This window comes from Desulfuromonas carbonis (genome assembly GCF_054658035.1).
Map to the genome: position 1 here is coordinate 56,199 of NZ_BAAHXR010000001.1, position 17,124 is coordinate 73,322.

General features: G+C 51.2%; 18 protein-coding genes and 3 pseudogenes. 5 read left to right on the forward strand and 16 right to left on the reverse strand.

The genetic code is table 11. The features are described from left to right. Positions 1-7 precede the first annotated feature (7 nt). The 9 genes from ACYQ8E_RS00275 to ACYQ8E_RS00315 all read right to left on the reverse strand — a co-directional run bounded on the left by ACYQ8E_RS00275 (position 8) and on the right by ACYQ8E_RS00315 (position 6,724). Entirely contained in the window at positions 8-436 is a 429-nt protein-coding gene (locus ACYQ8E_RS00275) for a MaoC family dehydratase (RefSeq protein ID WP_459859780.1), read from the reverse strand. A 5-nt stretch (positions 437-441) separates the two neighbouring features. Beyond that, entirely contained in the window at positions 442-1,110 is a 669-nt protein-coding gene (locus tag ACYQ8E_RS00280; RefSeq protein WP_459859781.1) for a NeuD/PglB/VioB family sugar acetyltransferase, read from the reverse strand. Then, complete coding sequence (locus ACYQ8E_RS00285; protein WP_459859782.1) at positions 1,107-1,715, reverse strand: sugar transferase; 609 nt, start codon at positions 1,713-1,715, stop codon at positions 1,107-1,109. Before ACYQ8E_RS00285 ends, ACYQ8E_RS00280 begins: the two co-directional genes overlap by 4 nt. Positions 1,716-1,729: 14 nt before the next feature. After that, positions 1,730-2,947, reverse strand: a complete 1,218-nt coding sequence (locus ACYQ8E_RS00290) for a glycosyltransferase family 4 protein (protein WP_459859784.1) — start codon at positions 2,945-2,947, stop codon at positions 1,730-1,732. A 4-nt stretch (positions 2,948-2,951) separates the two neighbouring features. Then, complete coding sequence (gene wecB / locus ACYQ8E_RS00295) at positions 2,952-4,082, reverse strand: non-hydrolyzing UDP-N-acetylglucosamine 2-epimerase (protein WP_066726452.1); 1,131 nt, start codon at positions 4,080-4,082, stop codon at positions 2,952-2,954. A 60-nt stretch (positions 4,083-4,142) separates the two neighbouring features. Further along, entirely contained in the window at positions 4,143-4,352 is a 210-nt protein-coding gene (locus ACYQ8E_RS00300) for a GxxExxY protein (protein WP_197463754.1), read from the reverse strand. Positions 4,353-4,367: 15 nt separating this feature from the next. Further along, entirely contained in the window at positions 4,368-5,324 is a 957-nt protein-coding gene (locus ACYQ8E_RS00305; protein ID WP_066726446.1) for an IS1595-like element ISDesu2 family transposase, read from the reverse strand. 92 nt (positions 5,325-5,416) lie between these two features. Beyond that, complete coding sequence (locus tag ACYQ8E_RS00310; RefSeq protein ID WP_082820473.1) at positions 5,417-5,512, reverse strand: GxxExxY protein; 96 nt, start codon at positions 5,510-5,512, stop codon at positions 5,417-5,419. Positions 5,513-5,611: 99 nt separating this feature from the next. Next, complete coding sequence (locus ACYQ8E_RS00315; RefSeq protein ID WP_066726441.1) at positions 5,612-6,724, reverse strand: capsular polysaccharide biosynthesis protein CapF; 1,113 nt, start codon at positions 6,722-6,724, stop codon at positions 5,612-5,614. A gap of 174 nt (positions 6,725-6,898) precedes the next feature. Here ACYQ8E_RS00315 and ACYQ8E_RS00320 point away from each other — a divergent pair, with 174 nt between their 5' ends. Further along, entirely contained in the window at positions 6,899-8,113 is a 1,215-nt protein-coding gene (locus tag ACYQ8E_RS00320) for an IS256 family transposase (RefSeq protein ID WP_459859787.1), read from the forward strand. A 71-nt stretch (positions 8,114-8,184) separates the two neighbouring features. Here ACYQ8E_RS00320 and ACYQ8E_RS00325 read toward each other — a convergent pair whose 3' ends face one another. The 5 genes from ACYQ8E_RS00325 to tnpA form a co-directional block, all read right to left on the reverse strand. Further along, entirely contained in the window at positions 8,185-9,441 is a 1,257-nt protein-coding gene (locus tag ACYQ8E_RS00325) for an ISL3 family transposase (RefSeq protein WP_066726437.1), read from the reverse strand. A gap of 214 nt (positions 9,442-9,655) precedes the next feature. After that, positions 9,656-10,681, reverse strand: coding sequence for a polysaccharide biosynthesis protein (locus ACYQ8E_RS00330; RefSeq protein WP_066729728.1), 1,026 nt, complete (start codon positions 10,679-10,681; stop codon positions 9,656-9,658). Between the two features lie 22 nt (positions 10,682-10,703). Next, on the reverse strand, positions 10,704-11,879 hold the full coding sequence (locus tag ACYQ8E_RS00335) for a glycosyltransferase family 4 protein (protein ID WP_082820472.1): 1,176 nt from the start codon (positions 11,877-11,879) through the stop codon (positions 10,704-10,706). Positions 11,880-11,959: 80 nt separating this feature from the next. Beyond that, positions 11,960-12,937 carry a hypothetical protein gene (locus ACYQ8E_RS00340; protein WP_157471833.1) on the reverse strand — a complete coding sequence of 326 codons (978 nt, stop codon included), beginning with the start codon at positions 12,935-12,937 and terminating at the stop codon, positions 11,960-11,962. Positions 12,938-13,171: 234 nt separating this feature from the next. Beyond that, on the reverse strand, positions 13,172-13,627 hold the full coding sequence (gene tnpA, locus ACYQ8E_RS00345; RefSeq protein WP_082820217.1) for an IS200/IS605 family transposase: 456 nt from the start codon (positions 13,625-13,627) through the stop codon (positions 13,172-13,174). 135 nt (positions 13,628-13,762) lie between these two features. On the opposite strand from tnpA, the gene ACYQ8E_RS00350 reads away from it, so the two are divergent. The 4 genes and pseudogenes from ACYQ8E_RS00350 to ACYQ8E_RS00365 form a co-directional block, all read left to right on the forward strand. Beyond that, a complete protein-coding gene (locus tag ACYQ8E_RS00350; protein ID WP_157471831.1) occupies positions 13,763-14,389 on the forward strand; it encodes a transposase in 627 nt (208 codons plus the stop codon). Between the two features lie 141 nt (positions 14,390-14,530). Continuing rightward, positions 14,531-14,872 carry a hypothetical protein gene (locus tag ACYQ8E_RS00355; RefSeq protein ID WP_066726434.1) on the forward strand — a complete coding sequence of 114 codons (342 nt, stop codon included), beginning with the start codon at positions 14,531-14,533 and terminating at the stop codon, positions 14,870-14,872. Further along, complete coding sequence (locus ACYQ8E_RS00360) at positions 14,869-15,738, forward strand: integrase core domain-containing protein (protein WP_066726432.1); 870 nt, start codon at positions 14,869-14,871, stop codon at positions 15,736-15,738. The genes ACYQ8E_RS00355 and ACYQ8E_RS00360 overlap by 4 nt, the downstream gene beginning before the upstream one ends. Positions 15,739-15,816: 78 nt before the next feature. After that, positions 15,817-16,044: pseudogene (locus tag ACYQ8E_RS00365) on the forward strand (IS4 family transposase); the annotation flags it as partial. Between the two features lie 81 nt (positions 16,045-16,125). On the opposite strand, the pseudogene ACYQ8E_RS00370 reads toward ACYQ8E_RS00365, so the two are convergent. Next, positions 16,126-16,671, reverse strand: a pseudogene (locus ACYQ8E_RS00370) (IS3 family transposase); the annotation flags it as partial. Positions 16,672-16,673: 2 nt separating this feature from the next. Next, positions 16,674-17,072, reverse strand: a pseudogene (locus ACYQ8E_RS00375) (DUF4372 domain-containing protein); the annotation flags it as partial. Positions 17,073-17,124: the final 52 nt, after the last annotated feature.

Below are 17,124 nucleotides of genomic sequence, written 5' to 3' on the forward strand. Positions count from 1 at the left end.
ATGAATTTTAAGGGATGTAAACTTCTGCCTCACCCTCGATTACGGTCTTTTTCTTAACCTTGCAAATAGTAGAGAGTTTGACTCGGCGCGATTTCAAGTCGATCTCAGTCACAGTAATGGTAGCGGTAACCGTCTCATTGATATAAACCGGCCTTTTGAAGTTCAAGGTCTGGGAGGTGTAGACACACCCAGGTCCCGGCAATCTTGTTCCGAGAAGCCCCGAAAAAAAGGATGCCGAAATCAACCCATGCGCAATCCGTCTTTTGAAGCGGGAAGCTTGAGCGTACTCGTCATTGACATGAGCCGGGTTTTTATCACCGGATACCCCGGCAAAGAGGGCGATATCCGCCTCTGTTATGGTCTGAGAATAGGAAGCTGACATACCGATTTCCAACTTCTCAATATCGGCCTGAGAAAAATATATGTCCAAGCTCATCTGCCTTACCCCTTTAGCGCACTTCTCGACAAAGGTCTCGCCGGATTGCCAACGACCGTTTCGCCGGGAGGAACGTTTTTTGTGACGACGGCCCCCATACCAACGATGGCTCCGGCGCCAATTTTCATGGGCTTATCCGGGCGACCCTGCTTAATTATCGCACCGGTGCCAATATAGGCGTGATCGCCAATTTCGATATTTCCATTACATTTGACACTGGGTGCAAAAGTCACAAAGTCGCCGATAACGCAGTCATGCCCTACATAACTATATATATTTGCCTGAAATCCAGTACCAATACGGATGTTTGAGGTCAAGGTGACAAATGGGCTGAGAATGGCGCCATTGCCCAGGGTGACCTGATCCATCACCACAACATTGGATGCCTTAACATCCAGCAGACCGATGCCGTCCTCAGCAAGTTTACCGAAAATATTTTGGCGCACCCGGCTGTTGGCTATAGCCACCGTAACAGATTTTGATGAAGCCGGTTCTGCGAAAAACTTTTCATATGTAATAATCCGAGTGGAATTTATCTCGCATGAGTCTGCATTGTCATCGATGAAAACGATCTCAAACTCCCCAGAGGAGTTTTCAACTGCCATGCGAACCAACGGGAGTACTTCCCGACCAAAACCGCTGGCTCCATAGACGCCGATCAATCTTCCGCTCATTTGTCACCCTCCTTTGAAGTCCCCATAAATTTCTCCATCGTCGCCTGCCCCTCCTGGCTGATCCCCTCCCGCTTGAAGACCTTGGCGAAGGTCATCCAGAGAATCTTGATGTCGAGCCAAAGGGAACGGTTGTCCACGTACCAGACATCGAGTTTGAATTTTTCCTCCCAGCTAATGGCGTTGCGCCCGTTAACTTGTGCCCAGCCAGTGATACCGGGGCGCACTTCGTGGCGGCGGGCCTGTTCAGGGGTATAGCGGTCGAGGTATTCCATCAGCAGGGGGCGAGGTCCTACGAGGCTCATATCGCCCTTGAGAACATTGATCAACTCGGGGAGTTCATCAAGGCTGGTAGAGCGCAGGAACTTGCCGAAGGGGGTCAGACGTTGATCGTCCGGCAACAAGTTACCGGCGAAGTCGCGGTCATTAGTCATGGTGCGGAACTTGTACATTTCAAAGGGCCTTCCGCGCAAACCAGGGCGGGTCTGCCGGAACAGCACAGGGCTACCATGCTTCACGCGGACCAACAGGCTCAGGAGAAGTAACACAATTCCGGTCAGGGAAATGCCAATTGCGGTAGCGATAAAATCGAAGAGTCGTTTTGTCATCAGAGCCTGATCATTCAGATTATGGTCTGGAAGATCTGTTCAAACCTCTGCACCCCGGCAGTCAGAGCCAGTTCCTGCCGATAGAAGTCCGCACCCTTCCTTCCCATCTCCTCCCGAACGTCCTCGTGCATGGCTACCAGGTTTCCAATGGCCTCGGCGATGCTCTGAGCATTTTCCGGGGTACAACATATTCCCGCTCCTGCCGCTTCCACCAGATCGACGGCGTCTCCACGGACCGCCATAATAATAGGACGGCCAACTGCCAGGTAAGCTTGGGTTTTTGATGGCAGAGTGATCTCGAAGAGGGGGTCGTCCTTTAGGTGAACCAGCAGCGCATCGGCCATGGACAAAGCGGAACCGATTTCAGACATGGGGCGACGGGGCAGGAATACGACGTTGGTCAGGCTCATCGACTCGGCTCGCCGTTTAAGGCGGTCAACTTCGATGCCACCGCCAATGAAAACGAATTGAACGTGAGAATTTTTTGCTCCAACCAGATCGGCGGCTTCCAGCACAGCGTCCAGTGCTTGGGCCTTCCCCATGGTTCCGGCAAATACTACATTGAATCGACCGACCATTGCCGGCTCACGCCCAGCAGCTTCTACGCGTGCCATCGTCGTGATCTGAGATTCATCACACCAATTATAAATGACGGAAATCTTCCCGGCTGGGACACCTCGCTCCTGCAACCGTTTTTTGAACCCCGGCGAAAGCACAATCAAGTGGTCGGCCATACGGTAGATTAAACGGCACCAGAGTTCAACACACTTCAGCAGGGTGGAATTGTTCAGCATCCCGGTTGTCGCCAGGGTATCGGGCCAAAGGTCCTGGATATCATACACAAAAGGCATGCGCCGCAAAAGTTTCAGCATGATGGCGGGTAGAGCCACCGTGGCCGGCGGGTGGTAGACATAGACGATATCGGCTGGTTTGACCAGCAGTGGACCCAGCAGAGCAGCAGCGAAGGCAAAACTGAGGTAATTCAGGATACGTCGGATGCTGGAGCCATCATGACTTGGGTAAAGGGGTACCCGGATAACGGAGATACCGTCAACGGTTTCCCGCTGCACCAACTTGACACGATACCCCGGATACACCTTCCCCCCGGGGTAGTTAGGAAATCCTGTCAGGACCTCGACCTCGTGGCCCTGACGGGTCAATTCCCGAGCGAAGGCCAGACCTTTGAAGGTTGGTTCCGGATCAAACAACTGAGAGAGTATTAGAATACGCATGGCCTCAGAAATTCTTCCACACCACACGATTGACGTAATCCGTGTAACTGAGGATGATCCGTACCACTTTGTCGGAAACATTCGGCATCGAGTAGTCGGCAACCCTGCGCAGCAGCCGGTCCTCCCCCCTCCCCTGCCCTTCGAGTACCGCCAGCCCCTGAAAGACCCGCTCGACACTCAGCCCGGTCATCATCACCGCCGCCTCTTCCATCCCCTCCGGCCGCTCGTGAGCTTCGCGGATATTGAGAGCCGGGAAGTTGAGGATGGATGACTCCTCGTTGATGGTGCCGCTATCCGACAGAACGGCGATGGCATGTTTCTGCAGATGGACGTAATCACAGAAACCGAGCGGCTTGAGCAGCTCCACCTTGTCGTGAAAGACGATCTCCTGCCGGTTGACCCGGTTGCGGGTGCGGGGATGGGTCGAGACGATTACCCGCTTGCCGTACCTCTCGGCAAGGCCGTTGAGAATCTTCACTAGGTTGCAGAAGTTGCGGTCCGACTCGATGTTCTCCTCACGGTGAGCGCTAACCACGAAGTAGTCGAGGGGCGCAAGATTCAGGCGGGAGAGGACGTCGGAGGCATCGATCCTGTCGGCGTAATGGTTCAACACTTCGAACATCGGGCTCCCGGTCTTGATCACCCGGTCTGGCGGCAGACCTTCACGCAAAAGATACTCGCGGGCGATGTCCGAATAGGTCAGGTTGATGTCGGCGGTGTGGTCGACGATCCGGCGGTTGGTCTCCTCGGGAACCCGCTGGTCGAAGCAGCGGTTACCGGCCTCCATGTGGAAGATCGGGATCTGCCGCCGCTTGGCTGGGATCGCCGCCAAGCAGCTGTTGGTGTCACCCAGCACCAAGAGCGCCTCCGGCTTCACCTCGGCCAGGATCGGGTCAAGCTTGATGATGGTGTTTCCGATCGTCTCAGCCGCGTTGGCGCCGGCGGCGCTCAAGAAGTAGTCTGGTTTGCGGATATCAAGGTCGGAGAAGAAGACTTCGTTAAGTTCGTAATCGTAGTTCTGTCCAGTGTGCACCAGGATGTGATCCACGTAGCGGTCGAGCGCCGCCATCACCCGGGAGAGGCGGATGATCTCAGGGCGGGTACCGACGACGGTTATTACTTTCAGTTTTTTCACAGCTACCCCTTTAGCCACAAATGGCACGAATGACCACAAGTCTCTTGGGTTGTTAGTAACCTAGAGAACCATGCGCTTGCTCTCAACCCGCTCCTTGCCAAAGTTAAGAAGCAACCCCAGTCGAAGGCCGGTGGCCCCCAGGTAATTAAGCATTTGCGCTTCATGTACTCTGGTCAGAACATCAACCGCTTTAAGTTCAAGGAGAATCTGGTTTTGGACGACAATGTCGGCAACGTATCTGCCGACCTGTTTCCCCTTGAACCAAACCACCAATTCTTTTCCTGATTAGGTCCAATTCTCAGCTCGGCGAAGCCAGGCCTCGGGCCGCTTGCCGATTGAGACACAGGCGAATAGCAGCTTTGACAGCATGCTGCGTAGGTCAAACCGCCGGTTGAACCGGTACTGAAACTCGGCCAGATAGCGATGCGCATATTTGTCGAAGTCAAACGCATGATACGTTCCGGCCATGGCCGTCTTAAGATTGCCCAGGATGGTGTTGATCCAGTGGAAGCAGCCCATGTCGGTACTTCTGCGTTGATCACCAACCACCTCTCGCTGATGGTAGCACCCAGTCTTGGTGACCGCGCGGAAGCAATTCAGGCCATCAGAAACGACCAGCGCCGTCGGTGCCAAATGATTCTTGGCCCATTGATCAACGTCATGGCTGCTGAAGGTCGTCACCCGGCTAAAAACCGCTCGCAGCGGATGGCCGTCATGACTCGTTTCCACCGCCGCAATGAAGGGAACTTTGTTCTCCGAACCGCGACCGACTTTCCCGCCGGAGCGTTCTCCGCCCAAGTAGGCATCGTCGATCTCGACTCGCTGACCCAGAACCGTTGTCTCTTCGCGTTCGAACATCGCCTGCATGAGCTTGTGCTTGAGTCGCCAAGCCGCCTTGTAGCTCAAGCCCAGCATACGTCTCATCTCCAGCATCGACAGGCCGGACTTGCCTTGTGTCATAAAGTAGAGGGCAAGAAACCACTGGGTCAGCGGTAGATTGCTCCCATGAAAAATCGTTCCGGAAATCAGAGAGATCTGTTTTCGACAGCGACTGCACTGGAAGATTTTCGACTGTCCTCGCCGGAACTGGACCGCGCGGCTTGCACTGCATGCTGGGCAGACAAATCCTTGGGGCCAGCGCGAGTGCTCAAGGATCGCCTCGCATTGGGTTTCCGTACCGTAGTCTTTGAGAAAATCAGCCAAGCTCAGCCCCGGTTGAAACTGGATACGATTGATGGCCATGGGTGCTAACCTCCTTGTTTTTCATGGGTTCCATGGCCAAACTCTATGCTTCCTGTGCGACAGAATGTGTCATAGCTGAGAATTAGGGCTAATCAGGATTCTTTTTGCCCCTCCGCCTCGATCCCCCGAAGACGGAGTTCCTCGATCAGGGCGTTCTCGTAAACCTTTTCAAGAAACCCACCGCCCAGGACATTATGGACCTCAAAACTGCGCCCATAACAGCATAAGCAAGTTCCTGATGTATTAGCCCTTGATTCGTGTCTATTCGTGACATTCGTGGCTGGCTTTTAGACCGGTTCGAAAAAGGTATCCGGCCGTTCAGGGTCAAACGGTTCATTGACCCACATCACCGTCACTAGGTCCCCCTCGCCGGTGTTGCTGATGTTATGGGTATACCCGGTTGGAATATCGACAACCTCTAGCTTCTCACCGGAGACCGGGTACTCGATGACCTCCTCGCTGCCGATTTTTCGAAAGCGGACTACCCCCTGCCCTTTCACCACCAAGAACTTCTCGTTCTTGGTGTGGTGCCAGTGGTTTCCCTTGGTGATCCCCGGTCTGGAGATGTTGACAGAGACCTGACCACGGTCTGGGGTGCGGAGGAACTCAGTGAAGGACCCACGCTCGTCGACGTTCATCTTCAGCGGGTAACTGAACTGATTGGTGGGCAGGTAGCTGAGATAGGTGCTGTAGAGTTTTTTTGCCAGAGGATCGGCGAGGTCGGGGAGGCTGAGATCGGTCCTGCTTCCTTTAAAGCTGCGGATCAGGTCGGCAACGGCACCGAGTTTGATGGTATGTACCGGTTCGACCACGGCGTAACCATCACGGATCGTCGCCTGGCCGTCGAGCGCCGCGATGAAGGCGGCCACCACATCATCGATGTAGGCCAATGTCAGGGTGAAATTGGGGTCGTTGACCTGGATCGGCAGGTCGTGGGCAATATTGTGGCAAAAGGTGGCAATGGCGCTGTTGTAGTTGGGCCGGCACCACTTACCGAAAAGGTTGGGCAGGCGGAAGACAAAGACCCCCGCACCAGTCGCCTGCCCGTAGGCGAAGATGACCGCTTCGGCGGCGCGTTTGCTCACACCATAAGGATTCTCCTGCGCCGCCTGGGTCGAGGAACACAGCACAACCGGCACCACTCTTCCCGCCTGGTGAAGACCGCCGACAATCTCCTCGGTCAAGCCCGTGTTGCCGGTGCGAAATTCTTCTTCATTCCTGGGACGATTGACGCCGGCGAGGTGAAAGATGAAATCGGCCTGCGGCAGTACCTTGGTGAGAACGGCTGGGTCATCCTCGATATCGAAGGTGGTCAGCTCAATGTCCTTGCGCAGACGCAAGGTTTCGACCAAGTTCTTCCCAACAAAACCAGCGGAGCCGGTAACCAGAATGTTTTTCATTACAAATCCTGACAAACATTGAAAAACTTATTTACAGGGATGCAGGGGATAAATTGGATCACAGAAACAGCAAAAAAGGTTGCTTTCTGCAAGCAAAAAAATCGAGGGTGTAAAAAAGATTGTGTAAATGGCCATTCAGGGGTACACCGGGACCCCACCCTCTAAGGAGCCCCCATGGCCATCGAAAAAGATCTGCTGGACCGCCTGCTTGCCGACTACAAGAAGCCCGAAGACCTGATCGGCGAAACCGGCTTGCTTAAACAGCTCACCAAGGCCCTTCTGGAACGAGCTTTGGAAGCGGAATTGACCCAACACCTGGGGCACGAGAAGCATGCTCCCGTGGCCACGAAAGGCGGCAATGCCCGCAATGGCAAGTCGGCCAAAACCATCAAGGGCGAATTCGGCAAACTGCCGATCGAGGTTCCGCGTGACCGGGACAGCAGCTTCGAGCCGCTCATCATTCCCAAGGGCCAGACCCGCTTCGCCGGCTTCGACGGCAAGATCATCTCCCTCTACGCCCGGGGGATGACGACCCGGGAGATCCAAGGGCATCTGGAAGAGATTTATGGCGTCGAGGTCTCTCCCGCCCTCATTTCCAGCGTGACCGATGCCGTCGCGGACGAGGTCAAGATCTGGCAGAACCGACCGCTCGACGCCCTCTATCCCATCGTCTATATGGACGCGGTCCGGGTTAAGGTGCGGGACAACGGCCACGTCAGCAATAAAGCGGTCTACCTGGCCCTGGGCGTCACCCTGGACGGCATCAAGGAGGTCCTGGGTATGTGGGTGGCCGAGAACGAGGGCGCCAAGTTCTGGTTACAGGTGGTGACCGAGTTGAAAAACCGGGGTGTCGAAGACATCTTCATCGCCTGCGTGGACGGGCTCAAAGGTTTCCCCGAGGCCATCGAAGCGGTCTTTCCTCGCACCCAGGTCCAGCTCTGCCTCGTTCACATGGTGCGCCATTCTCTCCGCTACGTCTCCTGGAAACAGCGCAAGGAAGTGGCGGCCGATCTGAAGACCATTTACCAGGCCGCGACGGCCGAGCAGGCCGAAATGAACCTGACGGAGTTCGAAGCGAAGTGGGATAAAACCCACCCTTCCATCGGCCAGTCCTGGCGGCGGAACTGGGAGAGAATCACCCCTTTTTTCGCCTACCCGGCGGAGATTCGCAAGGTGATCTACACCACCAATGCGATCGAATCGCTGAACATGTCGCTGCGCAAGGTCACCAAGAACCGGGGCTCATTCCCCAACGATGCAGCCATGTTCAAACTGCTCTACCTGGCGCTGAATAATATCGCCAAGAAATGGACCCTGCCGATTCGGGACTGGAAGGCCGCCCTCAACCGGTTCTCCATCTTGTTCGAAGGCAGGTTGCCGGTTTACTGACGACAAAAACCCAAGCCATTTACACAAACTGATTTACACCGCCAAAAAATCCAACAAAAAATTTGGGCTCGTCAGCAGAATCTGTGGGTGCCTTCCGGTTCGGGTAGGCAGCCAAGTGTATGATACAAGGCGATTTTTAGGACCTCGTAACTGCGAAAACCGTACGCTTTTCTACAGGTCACTTTCGCTTTGTTGTTAAGACCCTCGACAGCTCCCAGGGCGATCTGCTCCCGGGCGCGAAACCAGTTGAGCAGCAATTCCCGATGAGACCGCAGCATCTTCGCCACCTGCTTCATCGGTTGAATGCGGGAACGCATGGTGCGCCGGCACCACTCGTCGAGGAATCGGGCGGCCCAAGCGGCCCGCTGGTACTGCCAGAACCGTTGGAAGTCCTCCTTGAGCAGGTAGGCCCGGATCGTCTTGAGGTTGCAGGCCAGCAGTTCCTTCAGCTTGACGCCCTGCTTGTCGGTCAAGTTCTCCGGGCGTTTGAGGATGCACCAGCGGCTGCGAGTGAGTACCGGCTGCTCTCCCTTGGCCCTCAGCTCCCGGGTCTCCTGGGCGCGAACTTTATCGAGAGCCTTGTTCATCTGGCTCATGATGTGAAAACGGTCCAGGATGTGAAGCGCTTTTCCGGCCGCCGCCGCCACGATTTGCAAATACGGCTTCCACATGTCGCTGCAGACGAACCGGAGCCGGGCGGTACGCTCAGCGCCGAATTCCTTGAAGAACTGCCGCAGGGTCCTCTGGGTCCGCTCTTTGCCGATCCACAGCAAGCGACGGCAGCCGGCGTCGATCTGGTAGACCACGGTCAGGTAGCTGTTGTGCCCCTTCTTGTAGGCGATCTCGTCGATGCCGATGGCGGTGACGTTCTCCAAGTCGCGGTGGGCCAAGCCCCATGCGACGGCCATCTTGACCGAGCGAAAGACGTTGTCCCAGGAGGTTTGGAAGACGTCGCCGACCTCCTTCCAGGACAACCGTCGCGCCCAACGGGCCAGGAACCAGGCATAGGTGGTGGTGAGGTGATTCTTCCCTTCGGCCCAAGGGACCTTTTCCACCTTGACGCCACAGCGCGGGCAGTCAACCCGGCGCATGGAATAGACGAAGAAGACGGCGATGCCCCACAGCGGGACGAACTCAAAGCGCCGAACCGGCAACGTGTCGTAGCCTGGGGCGCTGCGCCCGCAGCCCGAGCAGATCGGACGGCTACCGTCTCGGGGACGGATATCGATATCAAGGACCGTGGCTTTTCCCTGTTCCCGCCAGCGAGAGGAGCCGTAGACAAAACCACTATGCTTCTGGACCCGATTCAGGATAGACTTGACCAGCATCCCGGTTTCCTCCGCCTGGTTATGGGGTAGTCTTGGTCGACGTCCATAATGCCAGACTTGGAATCGGGATGCGCTTTTTTCAGCAACCGGTAGGCTGCTCAGCCCCCATCCCGGGGTTGCTGTTTACCCACAAATTCTGCGGAAGAACCAAAATTTGAAGAGTTAAACCTTAATGGCTCTATCCATCCCCTTAATTCCTGTGAGCACGTCCCTGTTAACGGGACTTTTGCCATTCCGCCAGTTCATTGCGCACCAGTTCCAGGGAAAGCAGCTTCTCCTTGATCCCGGCGATGTCGAGGCGATGGGTATTGTGGGAGTGATAGTCCTGAGCCTCGGTCACCCGTTGCTCTCCTTCCACAAAAAAAGAGCCATAATTAAGATCGCGATTGTCGGCCGGGATCCTATAATAGCCGCCCAGGTCTTTGGCGTGAGCCATTTCCTCTCGTGTCATAAGCGATTCGTACAGCTTTTCCCCATGGCGGGTGCCAATGACCTTTATTTCGTTGTCCGCCCGGAACAACTCTTTAATCGCTACAGCCAGATCACCAATGGTCGATGCCGGAGCTTTTTGCACAAAAGTATCGCCCTGTTGACCATGTTCATAAGTATAAAGAACGAGATCGACGGCATCATCCAGCGACATGAGAAAACGAGTCATAGCCGGATCGGTTACGGTTAACGGCTTCCCTTCCTTGATTAATTTTATAAATAAGGGGATCACCGATCCACGCGATGCCATAACATTACCGTAACGCGTACAGTTAAAAATCGTCTTCGCTGGATCAGTAAAGCGCGATTTTGCTACAACAATTTTCTCCATCATAGCCTTGGAGATGCCCATGGCATTGATCGGGTAAACAGCCTTGTCGGTACTGAGAGCAATAACACGCTCCACACCTTTGGCAATCGCAGCGTTGAGAACATTTTCAGTACCAAGAATGTTTGTTCTGACAGCTTCCATTGGATAAAATTCGCAGGAAGGGACCTGCTTCAATGCAGCAGCCTGAAAGACGTAGTCGACTCCTTCCATTGCCGAAAGGAGACTTTCATAGGAGCGCACATCGCCAATGCAAAATTTGACCTTTGGATTAGCGAGACTGATGCGCATATCCTCCTGCTTCTTTTCGTCCCGGCTAAAGATACGAATTTCTTCAATGTCAGTATGCAAAAAACGACGCAGAACCGCGTTACCAAAGGAACCAGTACCACCAGTAATTAATAGAATTTTATTGTTAAACATAAGCAATACATGATCTCCAGTGTTACGAATTTAGAGTGACGGATTTAAATAAGTTTCGATTATCCTCCAATACCTGCGAATCTGATAAACGATAAAAAATTTTTTCTTTTATATTCTTTCGTTTATGTTCTTTTTCATTTTTATCAACGCGCGAGTATTCTTCAATAACCTCAACAAATTTCGCCTCTTCATAAAGTGGTAAGTCCCACCCTAAACCATCATCTTTCAGGTTTCTCCAAGGAGTTTGATCGCTCAACAATACGGGAGTTCCAACAGAAAGTGCCTCGGCAATTACGTGACCATAGTTTTCGCCCCTTGTCGGGAAAAAAAATAAATCATAATTATTGAAAATTGACAAAACTTGGTCGGGATGTGCACTTCCAAAAATGTTCACCACTATATTGACAGGAAGCTGTTTTATCAAATTTTTGCAGATGGCAAAATATTCTTCATCTTCAGAAGGACCGTAAATATCGAAAACCACATTTACACGAACCTTCCTTAAAACCATTAAAGCGTAATCAAGATTTTTCTTAGGTGAAATCCGTGAAAGAAAGACAATTCTCAAGTTTGAACTTAATGGTGTTGATCTGGCATAAACCCTTTCTAAATTAGAAATTTTCATTCGGGCAGGTAAGTTAAGAGAAATAAATATGGACGAGCGAGAAACTTTTAAAATATTAATAAGATCCTGGGCTTCGTGTTCACTAGATGCTTGCCAAACAACGCCACTATATAATTTTAGAATCTTTGAAAATCGGATAAAGAATGTTTTTTTAAATTTTTTAATTTTTATTGCGCCGGATGAAAATTCACCCCGAGGCGCTAAAATAACGGGTTTGTTTAGTAGTAATTTAAGCCGACGGGCCAACAGGGGTTTTATCGTAAAATCAAAGGCGAAAAAACTGTTCAAATATAAAATGTCATGAGGTGTACTATTGATAATTTTTGCCATATTTTTAATAGTAACATCTTCTGGCGGCAGATAGTAAACCATTGCACCAGCAACAGATTGCCATTGATTTTGCAAAACACCATTATAGGGTGACGAGTCACCTAGGTCCCGATCTCGGGTTACAATCCAAAACTCAAATTCGTCATTTAGATGATTAACAAGATTAACGATACTCCGCAGGGGCCCACCGGCTTTATATCCAGGCAAGAAGTAAGAAATAAACGTAATTATTTTAATTTTCATTAAATTAACCCTCAACACAAAAGCAAATAAGCCATGGCTCATAATAAAATTTAGAATTAATTTTATTCCATTTTTTGCTTTTACAAAAACTCGACATTAAATTTTTCCCCGAGCTTATCAACAATAGTTTTAATATCTTTTCTGAATTTTGGTTGAAACAATTCTATCTTTGGCATGAAGACTTTTACATTGAATCTGTAAATATCATAAAGAGTTTTTGTCGCGCCAGAACCTGCGGTTAAAATAAAATAAGGTTTTTCATGAATTTTACTAAAATAAATTTCAACACATTCTTTAAGCTTGATTACTTCGGTACCACGATAACCAATTATTTCATTATAGTCATCAACCTGATCAAATCTATGCAATATTACCTTAATATTATTACCTCGAAACCTGTCGATAGATTTTTTAAGAAAATCAATATAAACTTTCTTATCAATCATTTTCAACTGAATGTAGTTACTGTTTATAAAATAAACATCTTTCCCATCAGGAAGGTTTTTAATTTTTTTCTTAATCCTTGAGAATTCATTATAAATTAAATTCTTGGCAATCTTCGGGGGGTATTCAAGTACACATTTATACGTTGTAAAAATATCTATCTTCTGAATAGGTGATACATCAAAACCAAATAAATATAATATAAAATTTTTTAATTTCGTTTTTTTACCACTATAATAACTATTTGTATCTAGTGTTAAGGTGGCGTTTCCATCTTCAAGTAAAATCTTATTAGAATTCTTGTAATGATTCATAAAAATATTCATTAAATTATTGTAATATGAGCTAACTATTACTTCATCAATTATCCCAATATCATCGATAATTTTGTTAATATATCTTCTATGTTTAACTACTTCATAAAATGTCCCTCGCAACTGAATCCAAAATATTTTATCCCAAATTTTTGATGAAACCAAACTATGCAACTGACTGAATTCATCTGCCCACAAAACAACTAAGATATTTTCATCCTCATCATCAAAAATCTCTTCAGCCTGTAAATACTGGAGTGATTGTATTACTATAAAAAGTCTTTTTTTTCTTTTGATCAATTATTACCTCGTAAGTAAGCCGTCCCTTAAAAATACGAACTCGTCTCTACAGATGGCGTAAAGGTTGAGGTCTGATACGACGCTACCTTCTCAAGCAGTCACCACAGAGACAATGACGAAAATTTGTAGTAGTTGCAGAAGCAGTCTGAGCCTCCCCATTTCTTTAAAAACTCAACTTTCGTAGCTGTAAAAAATAGATAAGTTGCTGTAATAGATGAACTACCCCGCAGCAAGCTACGGGGTATCAAAAAGCGTTAACTGCTCGCGGTGCAATTGCTGATACTCTTTTTCTCGGCCTTGATTTCTAACATAGGTCGCAATGGTTTTCTCATTACCCTTTTGGCCTACAGTGTTCACAAAATAGCCCTTTGTCCAAAATTCGCCACCCCATAGTTGCTTTTTAACCGATGGGACTCGTTTGAATATTTCTCTGGCCGTAATGCTTTTGATGACTCGTGCAATCTGCGTTGGGCTGTACATTGGAACCGACTGCACCAAAAAGTGAACATGGTCTTTGTCGGTCCCAATTTCTACGAACTGAATCTCGTATCTTTTGGCGATCTCAAGGCAGACCTCTTTGAGACAGCCATCAACCTCTGGGGTGAAAACAACCCGGCGGTATTTTGCTGGGCAAACAAGATGGTATAACAGCACAGAAACATTATGACTTTTGTGTACATATTCGCTCATGTCGCCAATATTTCATATTGGCGATAGCGAAGCAAGCTTCGGGGAATTGGACCCCCCTGAGATTAAACAAAAAACGCCTTCAACTGTGTTAGGATAGGTTATCGTCAAACAACCAAAACAACAGGAGATGACGCTTTGGATCAGATTGTAGCAGAAACTGTTTCATGTCAAAACCAAATTAATTCGTACTTTGACAATCAGCGTATCGCTTTACTCTTGAAGCAAAGCAACATGGTCAAACAGTGCGGCATTGCACCCGTCGCGGTGATGCGGTTTATCTTCAGCCTGGTTTTCACCGGCAAGAATTTGTTCCGCTATTTGCAAGCCGATGCCTCCGGGGAGGAAATCGGCAAAGACACCGTGTACCGATTTCTCAATTCGGTCAATGCCAACTGGCACAAGTTCCTGCATCTGCTGAGTGCTGCGATCATTCGGAAACAGATTCTACCGCTGACCTCGGAGCAGACCCCCAAGGTTTTCATCGTCGATGACTCGCTCTACAATCGCAACCGCAGCAAAAAAGTGGAGCTTTTGGCGCGGGTCCACGACCATAACGAGAATCGCTATTACCGCGGTTTTCGGTTGCTGACTCTGGGCTGGTCCGATGGTTCAACCTGTGTGCCGGTTTCGTTTGGCCTGCTCAGTTCCCCAAGCAGAAAAACCGTCTGTTGCCGATGGCCGAAATCGACAAACGGACCAACGGGTTCAAGCGCCGGGCCGAGAGTCTGCTCAAAGCCCCTGAGGTGCTCAAGGATCTGGTGATACAAGCCCGCCGTAGCGGCATCACCGCCGATTACTTGCTCTTCGACAGTTGGTTCGCTTTTCCGGCAACGATTATATAGCGGCACCAGTTTTCTTGGACACTGATTTGGGATAGAATCCCGATGTCCAAGGAGATTAATAATGACAACAAACAACAAGAACGAAACAGTCACTGGGCCTTTGGCCGAAGGGCAACGTTGGAGCGCTGCCCGCAAGCGTGAAGTGGTTCTGCGCTTGCTGCGGGGCGAATCGGTTGATGCTCTGTCCCGCGAGTTGAGCATCGAAATCTACCGCCTGGAGCAGTGGCGAGAGAAAGCGCTGACCGGAATCGATGAGTCGTTGAAACAACGTCAGAACGATCCGACTCAAGCGGAACTCAACCAGGCCATGCGCCGGATCGGCGAATTGACCATGGAAAACGAACTACTTTGGGAACGGGTTAAAAAACCCGGCCCTTTAGCCAAACGGAGGTCGTCGAAATGAGCCAAACGATCTCCCCAGGCGCTGAAAAGGCCTACGGCGTCCAGCGGGTTTGCAATGTTTGGGAGCAGGCTCGCTCCTCGTTCTACCATGCCTCGCGCCAGATTCCGCAATCAACTCCCAAGCGTCGTGGCCCACGTCCGTCAATCAGTGATGAGGATCTTCTCGCCATGATCCGTCACGATCTGGCCACGTCCCCGTTCACCGGCGAAGGACACCGCAAGGTCTGGGCCAGGCTGCGGATTTGTGACGGCGTGCGCATCGCACGCAAGCGGGTTCTGCGGTTGATGCGCGAGAATCATCTGTTGTCACCTCACCGGGGTTGGCCCAAAGCAGCCAAGGCGCATGATGGTAAAATCATCACCATGGCTCCGAATCTAATGTGGGGCACCGATGGCACCCGCGTATTCACTCTCGACGAAGGCTGGGTCTGGATCTTTAGCGCCGTCGAGCACTGGAACGCCGAATGTGTCGGCTGGCATGTTTGCAAGACCGGCGACCGTTATGCTGCTCTTCAACCACTTTCCATGGCGTTAGACAACATCTATGGGGGCGTAGAGAAAGATATTGCCCGAGGGTTGTCTCTGCGTATGGATCACGGCACCCAGTACCTCTCAGACCATTTTCTGAACCAGATCAAGTTCTGGGGAATCACCCCCAGCTTTGCCTTCGTTGCCGAACCACAGACCAACGGAGTTGCTGAACGATTCAACCGCACCTTGAAAGAGCAAGCCATCTATGGCCGAATATTCCGTACCATCGATGATGTTCGCGAGGCCGTGAAAACCTTCGTCGAACTCTACAACAGCGAATGGCGAGTCGAGAAAAATGGCTTCCGGTCGCCCGACGAAATCCGTCAGGCGGCATAATCTAAACTTGTGTCCAAGGAACCGGTTCCGCTACATCCGGCAACGATTATCGGGCTGCTCAAACAAAAGCAGCAGGTGGTCTGCATGCTTAAGGGGATGAAGACCATCACCTACGGCTACAAGGGGTTCGAACTCACCCTCAACGAACTGTACAAGAGCGTCCGCAAACGCAGCGGGCGGGCGAAGATTCTTGCCTCGACTCTCGTTGAACTGGGCACGGACGATAAGGGGAACCCTGTCATGGCCAAGATCGTCATCGTCCGAAATCGCAGTACCAGAAAGTGGCTGGCGCTGCTGTCCACCGATGTCAACTGAGGTGGTCCTGAATCGTGAGACAGCCTGAGGGGTGAAATAAGCAATGCCCCAAAAGCTGTGGAATTTCCAGCCTCAGGCGGCCGGGTTGAGTTGTTGCAGTCCCTGTTCATAAGCCTCATTGGGGGTCTGCTTGTCAAGCGCGGAATGCTTGCGCTTCTCATTGTAGAAGTTGAACCAGACCGCCAGATCCCGGGAGAGTTCGGCGCCGGCTTCGTAAGCTTTGAGGTAGATTCTTTCGCACTTCAGGGTGCGCCAGAGGCGCTCGATAAAGATGTTGTCCTTGAACCGGCCCTTGCCGTCCATGCTGATCCTAATGTTCCAGGCCTTCAGGACCGAGGTGAAGGCTTCGCTGGTGAATTGGCCGCCCTGGTCAGAATTGAAGATTTCAGGGGCGCCGTATTTGAGCAGTGCTTCTTTGAGCGCCTCGACACAAAAATGGGTGCCGAGGGTATTGGACAGCCGCCAGGACAGCACCTTGCGGGTCGCCCAGTCCATGATGGCAACCAGGAATAGGTGGCCGCGTGCCATGGGGATGTAGGTGATGTCCGTCGCCCAGACCTGGTTGGGGCGATCGATGGTCATTCCCCGCAGCAGATAGGGATAGACAGGATGCCGGGGTTGTCGATGGTCGTGGCATCCAGAGTATAAACAGTCTGGTCGAGTTCCAAGCCGAAGTCCTCGTCCAAGTACAGTTTGCGTGCTACCGGGATAAGACTCTGAGCCAAGTCGGCGTAGATACTCCAGTCGCGGACGCTGTTGGCATTGGCCAACGTATCCCGTGCAATCTGGCTGCGAATGCCCATGTGATAGAGCTTGTTGCTCTGCGCACGCAGGCAGGCTTCGATATCTCACAGACTCTCGCGGTAGGTCAGTTGCGCAAAGGCCATGCAAAGAAACTGGTCGAGACAGGTGAACTGCTTGACCTTGTGGTTCCCCCGGTAGCGCTTCACGCATTGCCGAAAGGTGTGCAGGGGAAGGTGGTCAATGACTTGGGAGAAAACCAGTTTGCCTGAGTACATGAAGCCGCTTCTGCGATAAGGTGCTGAACCCGCAGGTAGGATGGCGCCAAGC